The organism is Shewanella sp. S1-58-MNA-CIBAN-0166, from assembly GCF_040310085.1.
Lineage (GTDB): Bacteria > Pseudomonadota > Gammaproteobacteria > Enterobacterales > Shewanellaceae > Shewanella.
In genome coordinates, this window is the sequence record NZ_JBEOPN010000007.1 from 32,441 (window position 1) to 53,590 (window position 21,150).

Genomic DNA, 21,150 nt, shown 5'->3' on the forward strand with positions numbered 1-21,150 from the left:
GTCGTTGACGCTATTATTCGGCCAATGATTTAGTGACTTTTTCATATAAATCTTTCGATAAATCCGGTAAAGCTTTTAACTCTGCTAAACACTGTTTCATTAATTGCTGACGATGTTGATCGAATTTGGCAAACTGAATTAATGGTGTGATCATTCGCGATGCGACTTGTGGATTCGACTTATTCAATTTGACTAAAATTTTAGTCAAATAACGGTAGCCTTCGCCATCAGCACGATGAAATTGATAAGTGTTTGCGGCGGCAAAAGCCCCAATCAATGAACGTACTCGGTTCGGGTTAGAAAAACTAAAACTGCTGTGTTTTGTCAGCGTTTTAATTTGATCTAGCACTTCATCGCTATTCACTAACGCTTGTAATGTCAGCCATTTATCCATCACTAATGGCGTTGATTCCCACGTAGACTCAAAGTCACTTAATAACATAGGTAAACAGGCTAGTTTGGCTGTAGCTGCCGCTTTCAAAGCCCCTAAGCTATCAGTCATATTTTTAGCTGAATAATATTGCTTTTCAACTAACGATTCATGAGTATCGGTCACTTGACATAACAATGACAAGGCAATGTTTTTAAATGCACGAGCACCAGCGTTATCTAAAAGTATCAGCTCTCGATAACGTACCAATAATTCATCTTCACAAGCTGATGCAAGTTCTTCAACAACAAACTCTCTGGCTTTGGCCAAAGCATCTAAATCAACACTATCTACCTGCTCAATTAATGCAGAAGCAGTAGGAATAGACAAAATTTCAGCCACTAAAGCTTGGTCTATATTCGCATCTAAAATGACGCCTCTAAATGCTTCAACAACACGAGTATCAACCATCATGACTTGCTGCTTTTGCAACTGAGCAACGTTATTCCAAATGGCTTGGCTCACTAACTGCACAGATGCTTCCCAACGCGCCACTTCGCTAGAAGCATGGCGCATAAGATGCACAAGTTGATCAATGCTAAAATCGTAAACCAATTTAACAGGTGCTGAAAAATCTTGTAGTAAAGATGCTATAGGTGCGCTTTCTAGTCCATCAAACACAAAGGTTTGGTTGGCCTTAGTCACATCTAGCACTTTATTGACTATTGATTGCCCTACACTATCCAACAGCTCAACACTGAACGGAATATGCAAGGTTTGGCCCTTCACACCTTGCGACATCACTTGTTGAGTAACGGTTAAATGGTACTCACCTTTATCCGCATCAAAACGGTCTTTTACCGTCACAACGGGTGTACCAGCTTGGCTATACCAACGACGGAATAAGGTTAAATCTTTACCGCTAGCATCTTGCATAGCATTAACAAAGTCATCGCAGGTTACCGCTTGGCCATCATGACGCTCAAAATAGCACTTCATTCCAGCTTGAAAGCCTTCTTCGCCTAGAATGGTGTGCATCATGCGGATAACTTCAGCGCCTTTATTATATACCGTCACAGTGTAGAAATTATTCATTTCAATTACACTTTCAGGCCGAATAGGATGTGACATTGGACCGGTATCTTCAGCAAACTGTTGATTTTTCATCACTCGAATAGCATGAATTCGGTTAACTGCGCGCGACCCAACATCGGAACTAAATTCTTGATCACGAAATACCGTTAAGCCTTCTTTTAAACTTAACTGAAACCAATCACGACACGTGACTCGGTTACCTGTCCAGTTATGGAAGTACTCATGGCCTACAACCGACTCAATACCATGATAATCTTCATCTGTTGCACTGGCTTTATCAGCGAGCACGTATTTGGTATTAAAGACATTCAAGCCTTTATTTTCCATCGCACCCATATTGAAAAAATCAACTGCAACAATCATATAAATATCAAGATCATATTCAAGACCGAAACGAGTTTCATCCCATTTCATTGATTTCTTCAATGATGCCATAGCGTGATCAGCTTTATGTAAGTTGCCTTTATCAACAAAAACTTGCAGTTTGACTTCACGACCAGTTTGAGTCGTAAAACTGTCATTAAGTAAATCAAAGTCTCCAGCGACCAAGGCAAATAAGTAACTTGGTTTAGGGAATGGATCATGCCATTTGACAAAATGACGACCAGAACGAGGCATCTCCCCTTTATCAATTAAATTGCCGTTACTTAACAAAAATGGAAATGCCTGTTTATCGGCTTCAACGCGCACGGTATAAATAGCCAGAACATCGGGTCTATCTAAGAAATAGGTGATCCGGCGAAATCCTTCTGCTTCACATTGGGTACAATAAGCACCGTCTGACATGTAAAGCCCTTCAAGACTCGAATTTGCCTCAGGGTCAAGCAAAGTGACCACTTCTAATTCAAACTCATTTTGGTCCGTACTAATTATTAATTGGTTGTCGTGTTGACGATAGTTAGCTGCTACACCATTAAGTTTCACTGTACTTAGCGAAAGTTGTTCGCCATCAAGCACTAAATCATGCTGATGCTCACCATTACGGATCACCTTACTGATGGCTGTCACTTTAGTGTTTTTGCCATCCAAAATAACGTTCAAATCAACATGGGTAATGGTGAATGAAGGCTTGGTATAATCTTTTAGGTGTTTTTCTTGCGCTTGGTTCATACATGTTCCTCTTGAACGGTACTAATGCCAATATGATTAAATGGGCGTGGTCTTTATCGAATTGGTACTGTTTTTAGTGATTGTGATTAAGAAAAAACGCGCCTAAGCGCGTTTTTTAACAGTAATAAAAAATTACTTTGAGTTAGTTTTAGCTATTTTTTCTACGTCAGCCATATCGAGGGTGATATAAGCCGTTTCATCTAAAAAGGGATCAGGTAACTTGCTATCATCTGTTTTTTCAATATCGTCTAAAGACTTCACGGCAGCCAAACCTTGATGGATTCGACGTGCGTTTGCTCGGTCTAAAGCACGCTTATCATCGTCTTCACGAGAAGCAATTCGTTCACTCTCAACAAGTGATATTGTTTTGTCTTTATGATGTTTTTTAAACTCAGTAATGTCTTGGTATATATAACTGAACTCTACATCTTTGCTGATACGCTCTTTATGTTTAACATCAAGATTGTTGATCAGCATAGGGTTGATATTCCCTAAAGTAGAGTACTGAGCAACGGGAACCTTATCCCATGGCAGAGCATTCTCTTCCTCTGACTCGCCGTATTCGCCAGCCTCTAAAGCACTTGGAAAACGGACATCAGGCGTAACGCCTTTTAATTGAGTGCTGCCACCATTAATACGGTAAAATTTAGCGATAGTATATTGTACGTGACCAATTGGCTTTTCATACATGTCATAAATACGACCCAAGCTTTTATGTTGCTGAACAGTCCCTTTACCAAAGGTAGACTCACCGACGATAAGTGCACGGTCATAATCTTGTAAAGCCGCAGCAAAAATCTCTGAAGCCGATGCACTATAACGATCAACCATCACCGCCAATGGGCCATTATATGCACTGGCGCCATCATTATCACGATTTTGATTAATGCCACCATTAGCATCACGGATTTGAACAACTGGGCCCATGTCAATAAACAGGCCTGTGAGTAATGTCGCTTCGGTTAATGCTCCACCGCCATTACCACGGAGGTCAATAATAATCCCTTCAACATTGTCTTTTTCAAGTTTAGTGATTTCTTTAGCCACATCTTGTGACAAATTCATATAAAATCCAGGGATTTGAATCACCCCGACTTTACGATTGGCATACTGGCCTTCTTTAGGCTCAACCACTTTTGAGGTCGCGGCACGGTCTTCTAAACGAATTTTATCTCGGGTAATGACCACTTCAAAAGGTTTAGCATTAGCCCCGCCTTTATTCGGTAAAATCTGTAATACGACTTCACTTCCTTTTGGCCCTTTGATCAAATCAACAACATCATCTAAACGCCAACCTATGACATCAACAATGTCACCGGTTTTTTGACCAACACCAACAATTTTATCTTCTGGTGATAATTTCTCGCTATTGGCAGCAGGCCCTCCGGCCACTAAACTTTTGATGACGGTGTAGTCATCATCCATTTGCAACACGGCCCCAATACCCTCAAGACTTAAATTCATTTCCATTTGGAAACGTTCTGCATTACGAGGTGATAAATAACTTGTATGAGGTTCAACACTACGAGCAAACGCATTCATGACTGTTTGAAACACGTCTTCGCTTTGTGTTTGGCTTAAACGCTTAATGGCATTGTTGTAACGCTTCTCGAGCACTTCAACAATTTCAGGCCACTTTTTACCGGTTAATTTAAGATTTAACGCGTCATATTTAACGCGCTGACGCCAAAGTTCATTCACTTCGGCTTCATCTTTTGGCCATTGCGCATCTTTGCGATCAAATTCATACGCATCGCCAGCTTGAGTAAAATCGAACTCTTTATCAAGCAAAGACAACGCATAAGCAAAACGCTCATAACGACGTTTCTGTACTAGGTCGTACATGGTAAATGCAGGGCTAATATCGCCTGATTCAACCATGTTATCAAACTGGTTTTGATATTGACTAAAGCTCGCAATGTCTGCCGCAGTCAGCACATTACGACGATAATCAAGTTGCTCAAGAAAACGGGTATATATTTGCTCAGAGAATGCATCGTCAAGTACAAAACGATGATAATGCGAGCGAGTAAACAAAGTTGTTACTCGCTTGCTAGCCACTTTATGTTGTGGCTCTTGTGCTAGTTTAGGTAACTCGCTGATTTGAATCGTTGGTGAAATTGCCCATGCCGAAAAGCCGACAAATAAACTGGCAATTGACGCGGCCAAGGTAAGTTTTCGCATCAACAAGTACTCCTTAAATTTCTATAATAGTATGTGCTCAGCACGTACTTTGATGGATAAGCCAGAATCTAATTGAACAAGCACATCCTCTTTATTAATATCAGTCACAACACCAGGAACAGGTGTGGCACCTAATTTAACATTAACGCGTTGTTTTTGTTTTAAATCTTCTAGCTTAGCCGGCACAAGTTTAATCACTGGAGCCGCTACCGGTGCAGGACGTTCCTTTTTAACGGCAGGAGCACGTTTAGGTGCCACTTTCTTTGCCGGCTTTTTAGGCGCTAACGCTTGACGTTTTGCTTTAGCTTTATCTTGGCTTTCTTTAAGCGTCAAAATAGCATGGTCAATGTGCTCTTGTTCTAATTCAGCACATTCATTACCGTCAAGATCTATACGTTTAGCACCTGCTTTAACGCCTTTCAAATAGCGCCAGCTGCTTGTGTAACGACGAAGCGCTACACGTAATTGTGTTTTACTGACTTTAGAATCATCAGCTAACCGTTCAGCCAAATCTTGAAACAAACCAATTTTTAATGGCTTCGTTTCACCTTCTGCAATAAAGCATAAAGGAAAGGTTTCATATAAATACGCTAAAATTGCGTTGGTGTCGGTCAACTTGTCTGTTGATTCCATTTTTACTTCCACGTTAATAAAGGGACTGATTATGCGGCATACAATTTGCCTTGCAGTCGTTCATCTTTCGTTAAACCTTACTGTTAAGGCTTAACGTACAAAATATCACTATCCGCCAGTTTGCTAAAGTCATTGAAACAAACCTTAACAATTTAACCAAACTTACTCTCAGCTTAATCATCGCTCATCAGTAAATCCAGCACAAATGCGTATAGCGGCATATTATAAAGCCCGCGACAGCGAATGCGACCATGATTTAATCTAATTTGTTCGCTATTTAACCAAATAGGCAAGTTTCGAAACTTTTTACCATGTTTTCTAAACCAATTTGATCATCTTGATCGAATCGATTCAGTAATGGGCTGTCAATATCTAACACTGCTACAACCTCATTACCCTGCCTAACAGGGATCACGATTTCTGAATTACTGGCAGAATCGCATGCAATGTGGCCATCAAATTGATGAACGTCGGCAACTCGTTGGGTTTTATTTTCTGCTGCGGCAGTGCCACAAACACCTTTGCCGATATTGATACGGGTACAAGCCACTTTACCTTGGAATGGTCCAAGGACTAATTGTTCACCACGCTTAATATAAAAACCTGCCCAATTTAGGTCTTCTAGGTTGTCATTTAGCAACGCTGAAAAATTTGCCATAGCAGCAATCAAATCATCTTCGCCTTCAAGTAAAGCTTGTGCTTGACGATTTAATGTTTGGTAAAATTCGGTTTTCATGTCCATTCCTTAAGCTGACACTCAATCGAAGAATGAGTGATGAATACGACTATTCTGCAGATGTAGTTTTAGCCGTAGTCTTTTTAGTTTTCGCTGTAGGAGCGTTTTTAACCTGTACGATGCCTTTTAGCAAGTTAGAAAGCTCATCTTTATTGTTTGCTAGATAAAATGCCAGCTGTTCGCATTTATTTTCATCAAGTCCGAGGTCTGCCTTAATAAGAAATGGCACTAGGTTATCGGAAATATCGAGCATCTTATCGTAGGCATCAGCCTCTTTCTTCGATATAAATGTCATCTTTTCCACCCCTTCTCTGACCACGACAAATTGGGTTATCACTGCCATGATGTAATCCTCACTGTTTTTATATACAGTGCATAGAATCTCACATAGTTAACTTATGATGCAAGTGTTCTGATTATTCTGATATTATCAAGCACAAGAAAATCGAGATTATTTAACAATTAACTCATTTTTCTGCCAATATAAGGCCAAGCAGAGAGGTTTGACTCTTCGCTACCCAATAATGTGTTTTACTATGGATTAGATTAATTCTTCATGCATGAATTTGATGATCATGATTCTATAATTTTATGCCAATCATGTGATTTGGCAGTGAGAAAACGAGCTTTGCCTTCAAGTGCCCGTGCGCTTTGTCCGCGTTGCCACACGGCGCTCTATGATTCACCTTATTGCTCCATTAATGGCATGCTAGCGTTATGCGTTGCGGCGTTAATTATTTTTATTCCTGCTAATTTATTGCCAGTACTCGAAATCCACTTCCTTGGCAGTGTACGAACCACTACGGTGCTGCAAGCTGCTGTGACGGTTTGGGCCGAAGGATATTGGGTTGTAGGCCTAGCGGTAATGGTTGCTGCAGTTATCGCGCCTGGGTTATTGATTTTGTCAATTATGGCTCAAGTTGTAATTGTAAAATTAAAACTGCACAACTCATTTTGGCAAAGAACCTACACTACATTGTTAAAAAATCATGGTTTGATATCACAAATGACCATGTTAGAAATTTATGTCATCAGTTTTCTCGTGTCGGCCTTTCAGTTATCAGACTTTTCCGATGTGTATTTTGGTATGGGAACATTCAGTTTTACAATGTTGTTTATCATCATCTTATTTTTACAACGTGAATATAATCTAGAACACATGTGGAGTTATGTAGATGCCTAGTACTCCAATTACACCATCCAATGAACATATAGTGGACAGCCCTAAGCAAACTGCGAATACCGATAACGAGCCGAAAACTGAGGTTTTACCTCATATTCAGGGCAAGAAAATGGGCTTATGTTTATGCCCTGTTTGTCGCAAACTTAACGTCACAAGTAACAGTCATTGTCGACGTTGTTTTAGTCAATTAAGTAGCCGTAGTTATGCCAGCATCCAACAAAGTTGGGCTTTATTAGTTACCGCGACAATTTTACTTGTTGTCGCCAATATTTACCCTATTACCTTGTTAACTAATCGCGGAGTGGTCACCAATGACACCATTTTTAGTGGCATTAGTCATTTAGTCAAAACCGGTATGTTTCCGATTGCTATCATTGTTTTCACTGCCAGTATTTTAGTACCTTGGCTTAAAATTATTGGCTTAGCGACTTACTTGACGGCTATTAGTTTTAACTTACCAATATCAAAAAGAAAATTAATGGTTGGGTTTCACATTATTGAATGGATCGGCCGCTGGTCAATGCTCGATTTATTCGTTATTTCATTAACAGTTGCCTTAGTTAATATGGGGCAATTATTAGACGCAAAACCTGCACCTGCCGCGACAGCATTTGCGTTAGTTATCTTACTAACGCAAGTCGCAGCAAAAGTGTTAGATACTCGATTACTTTGGGACCGCTTGGAAAACACTGATGACACAAATTGAATCGCCTAAAATTGTGAAGAAAAAGTTATTCTCGCCAATATGGTTATTACCGGTTGTTGCTTTGATATTAGGTGCCTGGTTAGGGGTCAAAAGCATTAAAGAATCCGGCATTGAAATATTAATACATTTCCCTAGTGCTACGGGTATTGATATCGGCAAAACGTTGGTCAAATACCAAGGGTTGACGGTAGGTAAAGTCACTGACATTGGTATTGACGATGATCTAAAAGGGGTAAACGTTAAAGTTATTATGGATTACCGTGCCGACCCTTTCCTCAATAAAAACACCCTTTTTTGGTTAGTAAAACCTAAAGCAAGTATTACCGGAGTTGAAGGGCTCGATACGTTATTTTCTGGTAATTATATTGCCCTTCAACCTGGTGATGGTCGCTCTGCAACCGTATTTGAAGCACAACGTGAAGCGCCTGCAATACTCCCCGGCAGTGAAGGACTCATGATCGAACTAAAATCCCCTAAACTGGGTTCGATTGATGTTGGCTCGCCTGTATTTTACCGTCAAGCACCTGTCGGAAGCATTGTCAGTTATCGCCTCGACGGAAATAAACAAATAATTATCAGCGCATTTGTTCAAGAACAATATGCCCATTTAGTCAATAAAGACTCCCATTTTTGGAATGTATCGGGCTTGAAAATCGATGCTTCTTTAGCGGGGATAAAAGTCAGCACTGAAAGTATCGCGTCTATTTTGGCCGGCGGCATCAGCTTTGATACCGGCAGCTACACTGAAAAGGCCCAAAATGGTGATGTTTACAACCTATATGAGGATGAGCTTACCGCTATTGGAGGTGTTCATTTTGATTTAACTGCATCTAGCAGTGAAGATGTTAATGAAGGCACCGCCATCACCTACCGCGGTATCGTTATTGGTGAAATAGAAAAAGTAACCTTAACCGACACTGGAGTGAAGCTTATTGCTCGGGTTGAACATCATTACAAAGCATTAATTACCAGTGATAGCCAATTTTGGATAAGTGGGGCTGAGTTATCATTAAAAGGTGTCAAAAACGTCAGTAGACTGGTTACTGGCAGTGTTATTAATGTCTTACCAGGCACTCAAATAACCGAAGAGGCGATGCAATTTGAATTGGCATCACATGCTCCCGATTTGCTCAGTCAAGACAAACTTAAATTGACGGTAGTTGCCACGACTCACACAGGTGTCAGTAATGGCGCGCAAGTGCGATATAAACAATTGCCTATTGGGCAGATAACCAGTATTGGTTTAAGTAAAGACTTTTCAACTGTTGAATATAACATTGAAATTCAACCAGAGTTTAAGAGTTTGCTGACTAAGGGAAGCTTCTTTGTTCCTGAAAGTGCCATAGCCATTAATGCTTCACTAGAGGGCGTTAATGTTAAAACTCGCGACCTCACTACGATGTTGGAAGGCGCTATTAGCTTAATTCCGGGTAACAGCGAAATGCTGCTTTCGGCTAATAGTACTTTAACACTGCACGAATCAATTGAATCGGCCCAAACGCTTTACGCTCAACAACAGCTGACACCCTTTACTTTAACTAGTATTGATGGTGCCGACTTAGCTGAAGGCTCGCCAATTTATTACAAAAAAATGCAAATAGGCTCAGTGAATAAAGTCAATTGGTTAGCTAAAACGGATAAATTTAATATCGATATCAATATCGACAATAAATTTGTTCCGTTAATTAAGCCCACTACGGTTTTTTGGCGTAATGACGCTGTAGCCATCAATGCCAGTTTAGCCGGTGTCGATATCAATGTTGCACCATTGAAAGGTGCAATAAATGGCAGTATTACCCTTGGACATATAGACGACAGAGTTGATACTGAAAATAATCAACCTAATCTACGATTATATGATAACAAGTCACTCGCACTCATGCAGGCTAAAGTCATCAACCTCACTCTGCCTGTGAGTACTAAAGTGTCAGAAAAAGCGGCTATTCGCTATCAAGGGCATAAAATTGGTGAAGTGTCACAGGTTAAACTAAATCAAGATTTAAACACTCAGAATGCACAAGCTTATATCTATGGCCATTACGTAAACCATTTTAGTGCCAGTGACACTGAATTTTTTATCGTCGATGCACAAATTTCTTTAGCGGGTATTAATGCCCCAGAAACACTATTAACGGGTCCTTATATTGGTGTTATCCCAGGTAACAGCACAGAAATTATTGATAATTTTGTTGCCCAACCTCACTCGAGCTTTGAGGCTACCGTACCTAAAGATGCATTAGCATTCCAATTAGTAGACGATCAACTAGGTTCTATTAAGGTCGGTACACCGCTATTTTTCCGCGGAATTAAAGTCGGACAAATTGATGGATACAGGTTGGATGACTCAGGAATTGAAATTACGTTGTTTGCCCATGTAAATGCTGAATATAGTCACTTAATTAACCAGACTAGCCAGTTTTGGGATGCCTCTGGTATTAAATTAGACGTCGGTTTATTTTCGGGTGCACAGTTAGAAACAGGCTCATTAGAAACGATACTCGCCGGTGGTATAGCATTTGCGACCCAAGATACAACATCAGATAGTAATCGTATCAATGCAACCGAACGTTTCCCATTGCATGAGAATATGCAAGATGAATGGGCACAATGGCGACCTACACAAACTAAGTAACCTCAGCTAGAGATAATACAATTAGTACAAAAAAAAGGCCGATATATTTATCGGCCTTTTATTTATATTATTGATTTCGATAATTGATTTTTAACCATAAAACCAATAACACACACCGATGGCGGCACTAATACCTGCAAAATCTGCTGCTAAACCACACCCTAGTGCATGACGACCATTACGGATCCCCACTGAACCAAAGTACACAGCCAACACATAAAATGTTGTTTCGGTACTGCCTTGTAAAATAGCTGCTAGTCGGCCCGCAAAAGAATCAACTCCGTGATGACTCATGGTTTCTAACATCATCGCACGCGCACCAGAACCGCTAAAAGGTTTCATGAACGCGGTTGGCATCGCATCAATAAAGCGCGTATCGGCGCCTAATGCACTCACGCCACTTGCTAACAGCTGTAAGGCATAATCTAACGCCCCTGAAGCCCTAAGAAACCCAATGGCTAATAACATCGCCAGCAAATAAGGGATTAGCTGAATTGCTTGGCTAAAGCCCTGTTTAGCGCCATCAACAAACTCGTCATACACGGCAATTTTGCGATAACCTGCGACTAAAATAAAACTTAAAATCAGCAACAACAGTATACCGTTACCTAACACCATAGACACCTGGCCTATCGCATCGGCGGATAATGTCACCAAATAAGCAATCCCGGCCATGAATACACTCATAATGGTTGCAGCATAAGCCAAAATAACACTATTGATTAACGAGATACGCTGCACTAACGCGACAACCAATAGTCCCACAACGGTGGAAACACTTGTGGCCAATAAAATGGGTAAAAAGATATCAGCAGGATTAGCCGCACCTTGTTGGGCACGATAAAGAAAGACGGTTACAGGGACTAATGTTACTGAGGAAGTATTTAATACTAAAAATAAAATTTGGGCGTTGGTTGCTACTGATTTTACAGGGTTAAGAGATTGCAGATCATGCATCGCTTTTAAGCCTAAAGGCGTTGCTGCATTGTCCAGTCCCAACATATTAGCAGTAAGATTCATGCTAATGCTGCCATAGGCGACATGTCCACGAGGAACCTCAGGCATCAACTTAGACAGTAAAGGTTCAAATATGCGGGCAAACAAACCCACCACACCGGCCTTTTCACCGACTTGCATCAAGCCCATCCATAACGCTAACACACCGATTAAGCCAAGCGAGATGTCAGCGGCTAACTTAGCACTGGCAAACAATGCCGTCACCGACTCGCTTAATACATCGACATTGCCATTCACTAATTGAATCGAGATAGACAACGCAGCAATGATAAAAAATAATAACCACACTCTATTTAGCACACACCACTCCATTAGCCAGTCGGTTTTATTAACGTCAATATACAGTAATCATTGCCAAACAGGGTGTACAATTCCGTGATATGATCGCTTCAATTACTGCAACAATAATGTATCGTTTTTTATTATGGCCCAATTAAATATAAACTTTATCAATCACATTGAGAAAGAGTTACCCGCTCACTTGGCTTTAGAAGAGTTTATCGCCTATTGTGATAAACCACTTCGTAAATCCATTCGGGTGAATACGCTTAAAATCAGTACTGCACAATTTTTCAGCATCATGACTAAAGCCGGCTGGCAACTGTCTCCAGTACCTTGGTGTGCTGACGGATTTTGGATTGAGGGTAAAGATGATATCCAACTGGGTAATGCCATTGAACATATTCAAGGGCTATTTTATATCCAAGAAGCCAGCTCAATGCTGCCGCCGACCGCATTATTTTCCAATGAAACCGCCGCCGAAATAATCTTGGATGTCGCCTCAGCTCCAGGTTCTAAGACCACTCAAATCGCAGCCTTAATGAATAACAGTGGCTTATTAGTCGCTAATGAATATTCTGCCAGTCGCGTTAAAGTATTACACGCTAATGTGTTACGTATGGGGGCCAGCCACACCGCCCTAACCCATTTTGATGGCCGAGTCTTTGGTGAATATTTATATGAATCGTTTGATGCTATTTTATTGGATGCTCCTTGTGGCGGCGAAGGTACCGTCCGTAAAGATCCCTTGGCATTAAAACACTGGGATATTGAAGATGTTACTGCGATTGCTGAAACCCAAAAAGATCTTATCGAATCAGCATTTTTAGCGTTAAAGCCAGGCGGAGTGTTAGTCTATTCGACTTGTACTCTAAGCCAGTTAGAAAACCAACATATCTGTTATCACTTACAGCAAACTTACCCTGATGCGGTTGAGTTTGTGTCACTGGCTGAGTTATTTGATGGTGCAAATAAAGCATGCACTAAAGAAGGTTTTTTACATGTTTGGCCACAAATTTACGACAGCGAAGGTTTTTTTGTCGCCAAAATTCGTAAAACCGCCTCAGTCGAGCGAGTAAAAAAACAGCCTAAATTACAAAAAAACTTTCCTTTTACTCCCGTAAACGAAAAGCAAAAAGTGGAATTAACACAATACTTTCAAAACAACTTCTGTCTCGAGTTACCCAGCGATGATGTGATCATGTTGCGTGACGATGAATATTGGTTGTTTCCAGTCCAATTTATTCCTTTTATAGGCAAAATGCGCTTTCAGCGTATTGGCATTAAGCTCGCTGATGCGATGAAAAAAGGCTACAAAGCAAAACATGAAGCCGTCATTGCTCTATCAGCAGCAGCACATAATCCAGCAAAAACAATGGAATTAAGTGCGGCGCAAGCACAAGGTTTTTTAATGGGCCGTGATATTGCTACAAGCACTTTTGATCAACCGACACAGCAGCAGTTAGCCATCATGCCACAAGGCGAAATGTTAGTGAGTTATCATAAAGTCGTGCTTGGGGTTGTAAAACATTTAGGCCATAGACTGAAAAACAATTTACCGCGTGATTTGGTCCGCGATAACGTTAACTTGAGCCTATAGCACGCTACACTATTTCGATGAGCAAGAATAAAGAATATAAAACATAATTATCAATGAATTACTATAAAACACAGTGATAAAACAGAGTGCTAAACCAACATTATTAATTAAATTTTATGCACAACACAATTTGAGTGCCTATAATTAATTCATGTTCGACTCAGTATTTGGCATTTTAAGCTATCTTAAGATGCCACAACAGTAGCGCAAGGCTCTTAATCGAGCCCTTTCCCTAGGCCCAAAACAATTGGATAGTTTTGGGCCTTTTTTTATTATTTCACCCACCAGCACGCTCTAAAATGTGCTTAAGTCATAGGTTCATGGTGGTATTTGAGTAACGTTAGCGCAATTATTTAAGCAACTGCGCTAACATTATTTTGTTTGCCTGCACAGCAGGCATATCAGAACTTTATTGCCGCGAAGTAAGCCACAAATTAGATAATTTGCTGTTAGTCTCAGGATTGAGCTAGCTGCAGATTTGATTTAGCGGCCAACTAACTTAGCGGCATCTTTAAATAAATTAAAAAAGTTATCCGTGGTGTATTGAGCTAACTCTTCGAATTTTTCACCGCGCAATTCTGCGACAAATTCGGCAACATCTCGAACATAAGCAGGCTGATTTTCTTGACCACGATGCGGCACCGGAGCTAAATAAGGTGAATCGGTTTCGACCAGTAATCGGTCTTTTGGTACTTGGCGAATAACACTGCGCAATTCACCTGCATTTTTAAACGTTACAATTCCTGAAACAGAAATATAAAAGCCTAAATCAATGGCGGCTTTGGCCATTTCCCAGTTTTCAGTAAAGCAATGCAGCACGCCACCCACTTTGTCGGCATGACCTGCTTTTAGCATATTAATGGTATCTTCACGGGCATCGCGAGTATGTACAATTAATGGTTTATTCACCTCTACAGCTAACGAAATTTGTTGTTCAAAGCACTGCTGTTGCAAGGTTTTTGTGTCATTTGAATAGAAATAATCTAAGCCTGTTTCGCCAATGGCAACCACTCTGGGATCTTGTGCAAAACGTTTAATGTCTTCAATATTCAACCCTTCTTGTACATCGAGAGGATGTACGCCAGAAGACAAAAACACATTATTAAAGGCAGACATTTTATCTCGCATGGCTTCAAAGCCTTGCTGACGAACGTTGACGCACAATAGATAGTCAACACCTTGAGCTTTGGCATTGTCCATAATGAATTGTAAACTGGCTGAGTCTGGGGCCGCTTTTAAGCGGTCAAGGTGGCAATGTGAATCAATTAGCATGGGAATTCTTTCGCAACTACATTAACAAATAAAACAGATGCGCAAGAATACCTAGCTACATAGTGCAGGTCAAATCGCTAGAGGCAAGTTCGCTTGATAATAATTTTTCAATATGATGTTTATGACTTTCAACATCAGTTTTAATTTTAACCCCAATACCCGCTGGGCGCCCACCAGATGCACCTAATGGATTAATCCATACCACTGTGCCTTTAAATTCATTTGTTTGGGTGGCATTAGGTAATCGATAAGAAATAGTAAGCTCTTGGCCTAAAAAATGACTTTCTGTAGTCGCAACGAATAAACCTGCAGGCTTAATAAAAGGCATATAAGCACGATAAAGTTTATGTAATGTATCGTAATTAACAACAAGATCGACCATAAATAATTATTTTCTTTCCATAAGCAGGTTAAAAATCAATATAAAAACGTTTTAATGGGTCAACTGTCTAAATGTGAGCACATATTGTTGACACAAGGCTGGCGCGTTCACACTCGGCATTGTTTCAAGTCTATGACACATGGTCATCACACGCCCAGCAAGTTCAATGACTTTTGATTGAACCAGTGGATTTAATGACTGACGACTCGTGTTTTCAGTTTTTAGCTTATTACTTTTTAACACATATTGGCGCAAGTACAAATACAAAACATTAAGTGCATCAACAATTTGTTGTTCAGACACCTTCAATAAACTGTTGCTTAAATGACCCGTTTGTAAACTTTGGGCCCAATCTTGGCGAAATGTCAGCAGTTGTTGATAATGCTGACTGGTTAAACTATTTGCTAACGCAAGAGGACCACCAACAACACTAAGACACCATGTAACATCATGGATTTTGCCATCGGCATTGGCTGGCGGTAACAACTGCTGCGCCGCTAACCACTGATGGATCTCGTTTTTAGTTGGCTCAACAAAATTAAGCGTTTGACAACGACTGGTAATGGTCGCTAGTAACTGGGCTGATGTATTGGTTTGCAAAATGAGTACAACATCATCGCCAGGTTCTTCAAGGGTTTTCAATAATGCATTAGCCGCTGCCAAATTTAAGCGTTCGGCATTAACGATTATAGCTACACGTGCGCCACCTTGCTGAGCCGTTTGGGTTAACGCTTGGCAGAGCTGACGAATTTGATCGACTTTAATTTGGTTGCCATCTGGTTCGATTATATATAAATCAGGATGATTACCTGCTGCCAATAACAAACAACTTTTACACTGGCCACAAGCACCAACCGGAGTGAGTTGCTGGCAAAGCACAGTTTGCGCTGCAGCCTTAGCAAGCTTATCGCCTCCTAATGCTTTATCGATGTTGAACAAATGCGCATGACTGCTTTTGCCTCGATAATGCTGGTCAACAAAACGCTGATGTGGATCGGCTAACCAAGGCAGCTGGTCAATCTGATAATCACTCATGTCGGCACATTATCCCTTTTAATATAATCACAGCTCACTCATAAGAGTGGATAAATGGCGTTGTAATTGTATACCAATATCATTATGCACTTGTTCCATGGATTGACTGGCATCAATCACCACAATGCTGTCATCTTCATGCGCTAATTGTAAGTAGGTTCGTCTGGCTCGCTCAAAAAAATCAATCGCTTGTTGCTCTATTCTATCAAGCTCGCCACGACTGGCTGCACGGCTTAAGCCTAACGTAGGATCAATATCCAAATATAAAGTGAGATCGGGTTTAAAACCACGTAAGCAAGCATCACTGACCGCTTTCACTAATGGCATTAACCCTCGGCCACCACCTTGATAAGCTAATGATGACAGATTGTGTCTATCGCCAAGTACCCATTGACCCGCAGACAAAGCAGGCTTAATAACATTGGCGATTAATTGTGTTCGCGCTGCATAAATAAGTAAGCATTCTGCTTCATCGCATAATGGATCTGTCTCATCGGCAATTTTAACTAAATCGCGCATTTTTTCTGCCAAAGGAGTCCCGCCCGGCTCACGAGTACACACAGGAGCCTGACCGATATACTGCTTAATAATATCGTTAACAAGGGCTATCGCGCTTGATTTACCCGCGCCTTCTAATCCTTCAATGACAATAAACTTGCCTTGCTGTTGAGTCATTTTCTTTTTCTCTGAAATTCGTTTACGGCATTATTATGGGCTTTCAACGTAGATGAAAACACATGACTGCCATCATTGCGTGAAACAAAGTACAAGTAATTTACTTTGGCTGGATTAGCGGCGGCAAATAATGATGCGCGACTTGGTGCAGCGATAGGCGTTGGCGGTAAACCATCAATCTTGTAGGTATTGAATGCCGTTGCTTCGCGTAAATCTTTACGAGTAATATTACCTTTATAACGTTCACCCATGCCATAAATTACCGTGGGGTCGGTCTGAAGACGCATACCTTTTTTAAGTCTATTATTAAACACTGCAGACACCCAATCACGCTCTTCAGGTTTGCCCGTTTCTTTTTCAATAATAGACGCAATAATTAATAATTCGTAAGGTGATGATAGGGCTAAATCAGGGTCGCGCCCTTCCCATGCTTGCGCTAAGCTTAACTGCATCATGGTGTAGCTGCGGTTTAAAATCGTCTGTAAGTTATCATCTGCATGATAATGGAATGTTTCTGGATAGAACTTACCCTCAGGCAAACCAGAGGTATCGCCATTTTGTAATAGCACTTGGTTAAAGTCGTCGGTATTTTTTGCTAAATGCTCAGTCGTGGTCAGTGCTTGCTGCCACTCGGCAATGGTTTTACCTTCGATTAAGGTGATGCTGAAAACCACTTGTTGGCCTAAGTACAGCCGTTTTAATAACGCTTCTAATGTATCGCCTGGGATCAATTGATACAAACCGGTTTTAATATGGGCAAGCTTAGGTTCAAGTTTGACCAGATATTTAACTTTCCAGCTATCGGTAATCAATGATTGTTGCTCTAGTTGTTGCGCAAGCTTAATCAAACTAGTACCAGGTTCAACCGTTAATGTTTGAATTTCAGTTAACTGTAATGGCTGTTTTTGGTAAGCGATTAAGCCAGATACAAGCCAATATCCTCCAAGACAAAATACTGTAAATAGAGGAATAAGACTGGCTAAAAAAAAGGTTTTTATGGTTTTAATCATGATGATAAATTCACACTCAAAATGTGCCTGAATCGCGGTGTTTGCGTCCAATGGCTAAATTGAAAATCGTCAATGGCAGTTACATCAACAATGCCAAATAAACTGTTCGTTATAAATATATTGTCCGCGGCCTGAATATCACCAAGTGTTAATTGTGTAGCCATAACTGAGAAACCCTGACAGAGCAGAGTATCAATTAATGTCTCACGCATCACACCACTTACGCCCGCATGGGTTATTGCTGGGGTAAACACATGACCATTTTTGACCACAAAAATATTGGCCATGGATGACTCTATCACATTACCGTCACAGTCAAACACTAGCCAATCTTGATGAGTACTCGGTAGAGGTTGTGACTTTATGAGCACCTGTTCCAATCGGTTAAGGTGTTTCATTCCCGCTAGAAGTGGTTGCCTGCCAAGACATATGGGTGATGATGCTAGCGAGATACCACTTTGCTGCCAATCAAGGTAATGCTCAGGAATGGGATGCACTGACACGACTTCTGTAACGTTTGCGCTCAAAGGAGCCTGATAACCACGGCCACCGACTCCACGCGTCAGCAATAGCTTTATACAATGTTGTGGGTATTGTTGGGCGAGTAGGATTAATTGTTGTATTAATAAGTCGCTTGGATGCCACTGAATACTTAGGCGCTCGCAACTTTGCTGCAAACGAGAAATATGCTCGTCAAGGAATAGGATCCCTGCGGGCATATCAGCTGATGCTGTGCGCATGGTTGCGAACACACCATCACCATAAGCAACACCACGATCAAATGGACTTATTAGTCCGTTTTCAACGTGATTAACCCAAACTGGTGCCATTATTTATCCTGGCTGATCCGGCTTGCCACAGCCTCTTGTTGATCTTTGTACTTCGAGCTTTTACGCGTGTTATATGGACGAGCAACCGCAGAGCTTAAGCGCTCGAAATTAAGCGCACCAATCGTCATACCAGGGCGAAGAGCCAACGGCAATTTGCCACTGTTAAAAAACTCAAGTACGATTTTACCTTGCCAACCGGGATCAATACGATGTGCGGTCACATGTACCATCAACCCTAAACGGGCAAGTGATGAACGACCATCTAACCAACCTACAACATCTGCAGGTAAGGTCACACTTTCATAGGTTACCGCTAATGCTAATTCGCCAGGATGAAGGAAAAAAGCTTGATCATCAGCTATTTCAATTTTATCGCTCATGATCCGATCAAGTGCTATTTGCATTTCTGCACTAGGGCCACTTAAATCGATGTAAGGTGCAGTATGGTCTTTAAATACACGAAATTGGCTGCCTAAACGTACATCCACGCTCACTCCCGAAATGGCTTCAATACCAGGACGAGGATCGATAATAATGGTGCCATTATCTAAACATTGCTCAATCTCTATATCAGTTAAACGCATGCTGCACTCTCTTCTAGATAAGGCTACTTCGCCAATAAATGCTGAATTCTAGCTTTTAAAATATCAGTTGCGATACGGTTTTTACCGCCCCGTGGAACGATAATATCGGCATATTGTTTTGACGGCTCAATAAACTGTAAAAACATCGGGCGTACGGTTCGTTTATATTGTGAAATAACCGATTCCATTGTTCTACCACGTTCAGCAACATCACGAGTTAACCGACGTAAAAAGCAAATATCTAATGGCGTATCCATAAACACACTGGCATCCATTAAGTCACGTAATTTAGGATTGGTTAATAATAGAATGCCTTCTAAGATAATCACTTTTTTAGGCTGCATGGTCAACGTGTCGCTAATACGAGTATGCTCAGTATAGCTGTAACATGGAATGCTAACTGGCTCACCTTGTTTAAGCTGAGATAAATGAGACGCTAATAACTGATGGTCTAACGCTTTTGGATGGTCGTAATTAGTTTTGACACGATCTTCCATCGTCAAATGGCTTTGATCATGATAATAAGCATCCTCATTGATCACACCAATTTGATTTGTTCCTAAATCACGACACAATTCTTCAAAAATTGTTTTAGCAATTAAACTTTTACCTGAAGCCGACGCACCGGCAATCCCAATAATGACACACTGCTGAGAATTCATCTCTTAACCTTACTCGTCTTCTGATATGCTAATTTTTACGGTTGATTGTACTTGTTGAAGTGCTAATTCTGCCCCTAGTTTGCGGGCAATTTCGCGATATATCCCTGACACTTCACTTTCTGGTTCGCTCATCACGCTCGGCGTACCATTGTCCATTGATTCACGAATATTGATGTGTAATGGCAGTGAGCCTAATAATGGTACGTTATAACGTTCCGCTATTTGACTACCACCATGAGTACCAAATGGGTGTTCTTTATGGCCACATTCAGGACAAAGATGAAAACTCATGTTCTCGATAATCCCAAGTACTGGAATGTTGACCTTGTTGAACATGGTGATGCCTTTCTTGGCATCCGCTAAAGCAATATCTTGCGGCGTTGTCACTATCACCGCACCGCTAACCGGTACTTTTTGCGATAATGTCAGTTGAATATCACCAGTTCCTGGTGGCATATCGACGATTAAATAGTCTAATTCAGGCCACTGCGTTTCGTTAAGTAACTGTGCTAAAGCACCTGCGGCCATAGGACCACGCCAAACTGCAGCTTCATCACCACTTAGCATAAAGCCAATTGATTGCGCAGAAATGCCATGCACCAATGCAGGTGTCATGTGCTTTCCATCTGGCGATTGTGGACGAAAATTAGGAATGCCCAACATCAATGGAATAGACGGGCCATAAATGTCGGCATCTAAAATACCCACTTCGGCGCCTTCAGCTTTTAACGCTAATGCGAGGTTTACTGCGGTGGTTGATTTACCCACACCGCCTTTACCAGAAGCCACAGCAATAACTTGTTTTACATTAGGAATAGGTGCAATGGCTGGCAGCGCTGAATAAACCCGTGGTTGGAAATCAATTTCACATTCCACTTCATCAATGGCGTCAAGAACAGCCAATTTATTGGTTATTGCCATCACGGTGTCACGGTATTGTGTCATACACGGATAAGGATAAACTAAGCCTAATTGTAGGCGTTTTCCTTCTATCGACAATGCTGTAACACATCCTGCACTGACCAAACCTTTATGCAAATAAGGATCTTCAAATGCTTCTAAAATATCTAACACTGGTGACAATAATTCATCACTTAATTGATAATTTGTATGCGTATTGACCAAAACGGCAACTCCGAACCAGAAATTTGCACA

Annotated in this window: 19 protein-coding genes; 4 read left to right on the forward strand and 15 right to left on the reverse strand. The window is 40.9% G+C overall.

The window, feature by feature from the left end; genetic code table 11:
• Positions 1-13 precede the first annotated feature (13 nt).
• From pepN to AAEY99_RS06225, 5 genes are all read right to left on the reverse strand, one after another.
• A complete protein-coding gene (pepN, locus tag AAEY99_RS06205) occupies positions 14-2,575 on the reverse strand; it encodes an aminopeptidase N (RefSeq protein WP_351009678.1) in 2,562 nt (853 codons plus the stop codon).
• A gap of 132 nt (positions 2,576-2,707) precedes the next feature.
• Complete coding sequence (gene prc, locus AAEY99_RS06210) at positions 2,708-4,759, reverse strand: carboxy terminal-processing peptidase (protein ID WP_162023286.1); 2,052 nt, start codon at positions 4,757-4,759, stop codon at positions 2,708-2,710.
• Between the two features lie 21 nt (positions 4,760-4,780).
• Positions 4,781-5,392 carry an RNA chaperone ProQ gene (gene proQ / locus AAEY99_RS06215; protein ID WP_011637685.1) on the reverse strand — a complete coding sequence of 204 codons (612 nt, stop codon included), beginning with the start codon at positions 5,390-5,392 and terminating at the stop codon, positions 4,781-4,783.
• 277 nt (positions 5,393-5,669) lie between these two features.
• Positions 5,670-6,128: a free L-methionine (R)-S-oxide reductase MsrC gene (gene msrC / locus AAEY99_RS06220; RefSeq protein ID WP_101086980.1), complete on the reverse strand. Its 459-nt coding sequence runs from the start codon at positions 6,126-6,128 to the stop codon at positions 5,670-5,672.
• 49 nt (positions 6,129-6,177) lie between these two features.
• Positions 6,178-6,471 (reverse strand): YebG family protein, encoded by a 294-nt coding sequence (locus tag AAEY99_RS06225; protein WP_101086979.1) that lies wholly within the window; start codon positions 6,469-6,471, stop codon positions 6,178-6,180.
• A gap of 213 nt (positions 6,472-6,684) precedes the next feature.
• Between AAEY99_RS06225 and AAEY99_RS06230 the strand changes: the two genes are divergently transcribed.
• The 3 genes from AAEY99_RS06230 to AAEY99_RS06240 all read left to right on the forward strand — a co-directional run bounded on the left by AAEY99_RS06230 (position 6,685) and on the right by AAEY99_RS06240 (position 10,649).
• Positions 6,685-7,311, forward strand: coding sequence for a paraquat-inducible protein A (locus AAEY99_RS06230; RefSeq protein WP_011637688.1), 627 nt, complete (start codon positions 6,685-6,687; stop codon positions 7,309-7,311).
• Positions 7,312-7,420: 109 nt separating this feature from the next.
• Positions 7,421-8,017, forward strand: coding sequence for a paraquat-inducible protein A (locus tag AAEY99_RS06235; protein ID WP_101087225.1), 597 nt, complete (start codon positions 7,421-7,423; stop codon positions 8,015-8,017).
• Positions 8,004-10,649 (forward strand): PqiB family protein, encoded by a 2,646-nt coding sequence (locus tag AAEY99_RS06240; protein WP_351009682.1) that lies wholly within the window; start codon positions 8,004-8,006, stop codon positions 10,647-10,649. Before AAEY99_RS06235 ends, AAEY99_RS06240 begins: the two co-directional genes overlap by 14 nt.
• 90 nt (positions 10,650-10,739) lie before the next feature.
• Here AAEY99_RS06240 and AAEY99_RS06245 read toward each other — a convergent pair whose 3' ends face one another.
• Positions 10,740-11,966: a spore maturation protein gene (locus AAEY99_RS06245; protein WP_162023288.1), complete on the reverse strand. Its 1,227-nt coding sequence runs from the start codon at positions 11,964-11,966 to the stop codon at positions 10,740-10,742.
• A gap of 124 nt (positions 11,967-12,090) precedes the next feature.
• On the opposite strand from AAEY99_RS06245, the gene rsmF reads away from it, so the two are divergent.
• Positions 12,091-13,545, forward strand: coding sequence for a 16S rRNA (cytosine(1407)-C(5))-methyltransferase RsmF (gene rsmF / locus AAEY99_RS06250; RefSeq protein WP_192115046.1), 1,455 nt, complete (start codon positions 12,091-12,093; stop codon positions 13,543-13,545).
• A gap of 483 nt (positions 13,546-14,028) precedes the next feature.
• Here rsmF and AAEY99_RS06255 read toward each other — a convergent pair whose 3' ends face one another.
• From AAEY99_RS06255 to apbC, 9 genes are read right to left on the reverse strand one after another with little or no spacing between them, the layout of a single operon-like run.
• A complete protein-coding gene (locus AAEY99_RS06255) occupies positions 14,029-14,817 on the reverse strand; it encodes a TatD family hydrolase (protein WP_351009686.1) in 789 nt (262 codons plus the stop codon).
• A 55-nt stretch (positions 14,818-14,872) separates the two neighbouring features.
• A complete protein-coding gene (locus AAEY99_RS06260) occupies positions 14,873-15,199 on the reverse strand; it encodes a PilZ domain-containing protein (RefSeq protein WP_182743898.1) in 327 nt (108 codons plus the stop codon).
• A 51-nt stretch (positions 15,200-15,250) separates the two neighbouring features.
• Positions 15,251-16,234 carry a DNA polymerase III subunit delta' gene (gene holB / locus AAEY99_RS06265; RefSeq protein ID WP_059743857.1) on the reverse strand — a complete coding sequence of 328 codons (984 nt, stop codon included), beginning with the start codon at positions 16,232-16,234 and terminating at the stop codon, positions 15,251-15,253.
• Positions 16,235-16,261: 27 nt separating this feature from the next.
• Positions 16,262-16,909 carry a dTMP kinase gene (gene tmk / locus AAEY99_RS06270; protein ID WP_351009688.1) on the reverse strand — a complete coding sequence of 216 codons (648 nt, stop codon included), beginning with the start codon at positions 16,907-16,909 and terminating at the stop codon, positions 16,262-16,264.
• Complete coding sequence (gene mltG, locus AAEY99_RS06275; protein WP_392343636.1) at positions 16,906-17,916, reverse strand: endolytic transglycosylase MltG; 1,011 nt, start codon at positions 17,914-17,916, stop codon at positions 16,906-16,908. The genes tmk and mltG overlap by 4 nt, the downstream gene beginning before the upstream one ends.
• Positions 17,916-18,749 carry an aminodeoxychorismate lyase gene (gene pabC, locus AAEY99_RS06280; RefSeq protein ID WP_351009691.1) on the reverse strand — a complete coding sequence of 278 codons (834 nt, stop codon included), beginning with the start codon at positions 18,747-18,749 and terminating at the stop codon, positions 17,916-17,918. The genes mltG and pabC overlap by 1 nt, the downstream gene beginning before the upstream one ends.
• A complete protein-coding gene (gene dcd, locus AAEY99_RS06285; RefSeq protein ID WP_101086970.1) occupies positions 18,749-19,333 on the reverse strand; it encodes a dCTP deaminase in 585 nt (194 codons plus the stop codon). Before dcd ends, pabC begins: the two co-directional genes overlap by 1 nt.
• Positions 19,334-19,356: 23 nt before the next feature.
• On the reverse strand, positions 19,357-19,995 hold the full coding sequence (gene udk / locus AAEY99_RS06290) for a uridine kinase (protein ID WP_101086969.1): 639 nt from the start codon (positions 19,993-19,995) through the stop codon (positions 19,357-19,359).
• Positions 19,996-20,004: 9 nt separating this feature from the next.
• On the reverse strand, positions 20,005-21,120 hold the full coding sequence (apbC, locus tag AAEY99_RS06295) for an iron-sulfur cluster carrier protein ApbC (protein WP_101086968.1): 1,116 nt from the start codon (positions 21,118-21,120) through the stop codon (positions 20,005-20,007).
• Positions 21,121-21,150 lie beyond the last annotated feature (30 nt).